Below are 5,290 nucleotides of genomic sequence, written 5' to 3'. Positions count from 1 at the left end.
CGACAAATCAGCGACGCGACGAAGTTGGCGAAAGCGGCTTCGATGTTCTTTAAGAATTTACAGCCGATAAGCGTGGGCGTCTGAACGAGCGACCTGAGAAGGTTAAATCTTTAGACGCTCACGGAAATGAATGAAGCTATGAAAGTAGTTTTTGTTCGATTCCGTTGAGTATTCAAGATCGAACTGTAGAGTTTGATCCTGGCTCAGATTGAACGCTGGCGGCATGCCTTACACATGCAAGTCGAACGGTAACGCGGGGCAACCTGGCGACGAGTGGCGAACGGGTGAGTAATGTATCGGAACGTGCCCAGTTGTGGGGGATAACTGCTCGAAAGAGCAGCTAATACCGCATACGACCTGAGGGTGAAAGCGGGGGATCGCAAGACCTCGCGCAGTTGGAGCGGCCGATATCAGATTAGGTAGTTGGTGGGGTAAAGGCTCACCAAGCCAACGATCTGTAGCTGGTCTGAGAGGACGACCAGCCACACTGGGACTGAGACACGGCCCAGACTCCTACGGGAGGCAGCAGTGGGGAATTTTGGACAATGGGGGCAACCCTGATCCAGCCATGCCGCGTGCGGGAAGAAGGCCTTCGGGTTGTAAACCGCTTTTGTCAGGGAAGAAAAGACTCCTGTTAATACCGGGGGTTCATGACGGTACCTGAAGAATAAGCACCGGCTAACTACGTGCCAGCAGCCGCGGTAATACGTAGGGTGCAAGCGTTAATCGGAATTACTGGGCGTAAAGCGTGCGCAGGCGGTTATGCAAGACAGATGTGAAATCCCCGGGCTCAACCTGGGAACTGCATTTGTGACTGCATGGCTAGAGTACGGCAGAGGGGGATGGAATTCCGCGTGTAGCAGTGAAATGCGTAGATATGCGGAGGAACACCGATGGCGAAGGCAATCCCCTGGGCCTGTACTGACGCTCATGCACGAAAGCGTGGGGAGCAAACAGGATTAGATACCCTGGTAGTCCACGCCCTAAACGATGTCAACTGGTTGTTGGGAGGGTTTCTTCTCAGTAACGTAGCTAACGCGTGAAGTTGACCGCCTGGGGAGTACGGCCGCAAGGTTGAAACTCAAAGGAATTGACGGGGACCCGCACAAGCGGTGGATGATGTGGTTTAATTCGATGCAACGCGAAAAACCTTACCTACCCTTGACATGCCAGGAATCTTGCAGAGATGTGAGAGTGCTCGAAAGAGAACCTGGACACAGGTGCTGCATGGCCGTCGTCAGCTCGTGTCGTGAGATGTTGGGTTAAGTCCCGCAACGAGCGCAACCCTTGTCATTAGTTGCTACGAAAGGGCACTCTAATGAGACTGCCGGTGACAAACCGGAGGAAGGTGGGGATGACGTCAGGTCATCATGGCCCTTATGGGTAGGGCTACACACGTCATACAATGGCCGGGACAGAGGGCTGCCAACCCGCGAGGGGGAGCTAATCCCAGAAACCCGGTCGTAGTCCGGATCGCAGTCTGCAACTCGACTGCGTGAAGTCGGAATCGCTAGTAATCGCGGATCAGCTTGCCGCGGTGAATACGTTCCCGGGTCTTGTACACACCGCCCGTCACACCATGGGAGCGGGTTCTGCCAGAAGTAGTTAGCCTAACCGCAAGGAGGGCGATTACCACGGCAGGGTTCGTGACTGGGGTGAAGTCGTAACAAGGTAGCCGTATCGGAAGGTGCGGCTGGATCACCTCCTTTCTAGAGAATGACGAGACCGCCAGGTGGCTTCGGTTGCTTGGGAGAGTCGAGTCCACAAATAGCGAGTTCAGCGCGCCCACACTTATCGGCTGTAGACACACAACAGTGAGTGAGAAAAACGCGTGAGCCTGGCGAGCTGGCCTTGCCGGTTGGCGCGATGCAGGGGCACGCAAGAGATGCGTGGGTCTGTAGCTCAGTCGGTTAGAGCACCGTCTTGATAAGGCGGGGGTCGCTGGTTCGAATCCAGCCAGACCCACCACGAGGATCGACAAGATCTTGGGGGATTAGCTCAGCTGGGAGAGCACCTGCTTTGCAAGCAGGGGGTCGTCGGTTCGATCCCGTCATCCTCCACCAATCACTTCACAGGGTGGCAAACCACAGCGTCAGGAATGGACGCTGTGGTTTGCCAGTCTCGACTTTGAAAGTCGGCTGTTGTTCTTTAACAATTCGTAGAGTCGAATCAGCGTTGCTGGCGGAAAGCTGGCGCTCGTAAAGGGGCGCTCGGCACCGTGCCGCCAGCGACATTTGATTGCGTCACCAGACTTCAACTCTGAAATTCAGAGAAGAAATTGAAGAACGGCGAAAACGCGTGATACTCAATGAATGCTCGAGTTGTCGAGCATCTGTCCTTGACGACATCTGCGGATGTCAAAGTTATAGGGTCAAGTGACTAAGTGCATGTGGTGGATGCCTTGGCGATTACAGGCGACGAAGGACGTGATAGCCTGCGATAAGCTTCGGGGAGCTGGCAAATAAGCTTTGATCCGGAGATTTCCGAATGGGGAAACCCACCTCGTTTAGAGGTATCGCACACTGAATACATAGGTGTGCGAGGCGAACCGGGCGAACTGAAACATCTCAGTAGCTCGAGGAAAAGACATCAACCGAGATTCCGAAAGTAGTGGCGAGCGAAATCGGAGTAGCCCTCGTGTTTTAGCAGTTGGCATATCAGAACGGAATGGAAAGTCCGGCCATAGCGGGTGATAGCCCCGTATGAGAAATGTCGATTGTGGAACTAGGCACGAATAGAGTAGGGCGGGACACGTGAAATCCTGTCTGAATATGGGGGGACCATCCTCCAAGGCTAAATACTCGTAATCGACCGATAGCGAACAAGTACCGTGAGGGAAAGGCGAAAAGAACCCCGGGAGGGGAGTGAAATAGATCCTGAAACCGCATGCATACAAAAAGTAGGAGCCCGCAAGGGTGACTGCGTACCTTTTGTATAATGGGTCAGCGACTTACATTCAGTGGCGAGGTTAACCGAATAGGGTAGCCGTAGAGAAATCGAGTCCGAATAGGGCGAATTAGTCGCTGGGTGTAGACCCGAAACCAGGTGATCTATCCATGGCCAGGATGAAGGTACCGTAACAGGTGCTGGAGGTCCGAACCGACTAGTGTTGCAAAACTAGCGGATGAGCTGTGGATAGGGGTGAAAGGCTAAACAAACCTGGAGATAGCTGGTTCTCTCCGAAAACTATTTAGGTAGTGCCTCAAGTATTACCTTCGGGGGTAGAGCACTGTTTAGGCTAGGGGGTCATGGCGACTTACCAAACCTATGCAAACTCCGAATACCGAAGAGTACAGCTTGGGAGACAGAGCACCGGGTGCTAACGTCCGGACTCAAGAGGGAAACAACCCAGACCGCCAGCTAAGGTCCCTAAAATTGGCTAAGTGGGAAACGAAGTGGGAAGGCTAAAACAGTCAGGATGTTGGCTTAGAAGCAGCCATCATTTAAAGAAAGCGTAATAGCTCACTGATCGAGTCGTCCTGCGCGGAAGATGTAACGGGGCTAAGCCAGTTACCGAAGCTGCGGATGCACAGTTTACTGTGCGTGGTAGGAGAGCGTTCTGTACGCCTGTGAAGGTGGGTCGTGAGGCCTGCTGGAGGTATCAGAAGTGCGAATGCTGACATGAGTAGCGTTAAAGGGGGTGAAAAGCCCCCTCGCCGTAAGCGCAAGGTTTCCTACGCAACGTTCATCGGCGTAGGGTGAGTCGGCCCCTAAGGCGAGGCAGAGATGCGTAGCTGATGGGAAACAGGTCAATATTCCTGTACCGATCAATAGTGCGATGTGGGGACGGAGAAGGTTAGCTCAGCCGGGTGTTGGATGTCCCGGTTCAAGCCTGTAGTCGTGCCTGGTAGGCAAATCCGCCGGGCTTAGATGAGGGGTGATAACGAGTCTGCTTGCAGACGAAGTGAGTGATACCCTGCTTCCAGGAAAAGCCACTAAGCTTCAGCTATTGACGACCGTACCGCAAACCGACACTGGTGCGCGTGATGAGTATTCTCAGGCGCTTGAGAGAACTCTGGAGAAGGAACTCGGCAAATTGACACCGTAACTTCGGAAGAAGGTGTGCCTTTAGTAGGTGAAGCCCCCGCGGGCCAAGCCCAATGAGGCCGCAGAGAATCGGTGGCTGCGACTGTTTATTAAAAACACAGCACTCTGCAAAGACGAAAGTCGACGTATAGGGTGTGACGCCTGCCCGGTGCTGGAAGATTAAATGATGGGGTGCAAGCTCTTGACTGAAGTCCCAGTAAACGGCGGCCGTAACTATAACGGTCCTAAGGTAGCGAAATTCCTTGTCGGGTAAGTTCCGACCTGCACGAATGGCGTAACGATGGCCACACTGTCTCCTCCAGAGACTCAGCGAAGTTGAAATGTTTGTGATGATGCAATCTCCCCGCGGAAAGACGGAAAGACCCCATGAACCTTTACTGTAGCTTTACATTGGACTTTGAACAGATCTGTGTAGGATAGGTGGGAGGCTTTGAAACCTGGTCGCTAGATCAGGTGGAGCCAACGTTGAAATACCACCCTGGTGTGTTTGAGGTTCTAACCTTGGCCCGTTATCCGGGTTGGGGACAGTGTATGGTGGGCAGTTTGACTGGGGCGGTCTCCTCCCAAAGTGTAACGGAGGAGTTCGAAGGTACGCTAAATACGGTCGGAAATCGTGTTGATAGTGCATTGGCATAAGCGTGCTTGACTGCGAGACTGACAAGTCGAGCAGGTACGAAAGTAGGACAAAGTGATCCGGTGGTTCTGTATGGAAGGGCCATCGCTCAACGGATAAAAGGTACTCTGGGGATAACAGGCTGATACCGCCCAAGAGTTCATATCGACGGCGGTGTTTGGCACCTCGATGTCGGCTCATCTCATCCTGGGGCTGTAGCCGGTCCCAAGGGTATGGCTGTTCGCCATTTAAAGAGGTACGTGAGCTGGGTTTAAAACGTCGTGAGACAGTTTGGTCCCTATCTTCCGTGGGCGCTGCAAGATTGAGAGAGCCTGCTCCTAGTACGAGAGGACCGGAGTGGACGCACCTCTGGTGTATCGGTTGTCACGCCAGTGGCATCGCCGAGTAGCTAAGTGCGGAAGAGATAACCGCTGAAAGCATCTAAGCGGGAAACTCGTCTCAAGATGAGTCTTGCCGGGGCCTAGAGCCCCCTGAAGGGTCGTTCAAGACCAGGACGTTGATAGGCTGGGTGTGGAAGCGCAGTAATGCGTTAAGCTAACCAGTACTAATTGCCCGTGCGGCTTGACCCTATAACTTTGACAGTCCCATCGACTTCAAAGACAGGTGTCA

General features: G+C 53.4%; 2 tRNA genes and 2 rRNA genes. All 4 read left to right on the top strand.

From position 1 onward, the window contains the following. The first annotated feature begins 180 nt into the window (after positions 1-180). The 4 genes from BM393_RS24970 to BM393_RS24955 all read left to right on the top strand — a co-directional run bounded on the left by BM393_RS24970 (position 181) and on the right by BM393_RS24955 (position 5,250). Positions 181-1,709: ribosomal RNA gene (locus BM393_RS24970) — 16S ribosomal RNA — on the top strand. A 182-nt stretch (positions 1,710-1,891) separates the two neighbouring features. After that, positions 1,892-1,968, top strand: a tRNA-Ile gene (locus BM393_RS24965). A 19-nt stretch (positions 1,969-1,987) separates the two neighbouring features. Further along, positions 1,988-2,063 (top strand) — tRNA-Ala (locus tag BM393_RS24960). 306 nt (positions 2,064-2,369) lie between these two features. Next, positions 2,370-5,250, top strand: a 23S ribosomal RNA gene (locus BM393_RS24955). Together the 16S and 23S rRNA genes with 2 tRNA genes alongside form the textbook arrangement of a ribosomal RNA operon. The last annotated feature ends 40 nt before the right edge of the window (positions 5,251-5,290 follow it).

This window comes from Mitsuaria sp. PDC51, from assembly GCF_900113225.1.
Lineage (GTDB): Bacteria > Pseudomonadota > Gammaproteobacteria > Burkholderiales > Burkholderiaceae_C > Roseateles.
This window is presented reverse-complemented; position numbering and strand designations above follow the sequence as displayed.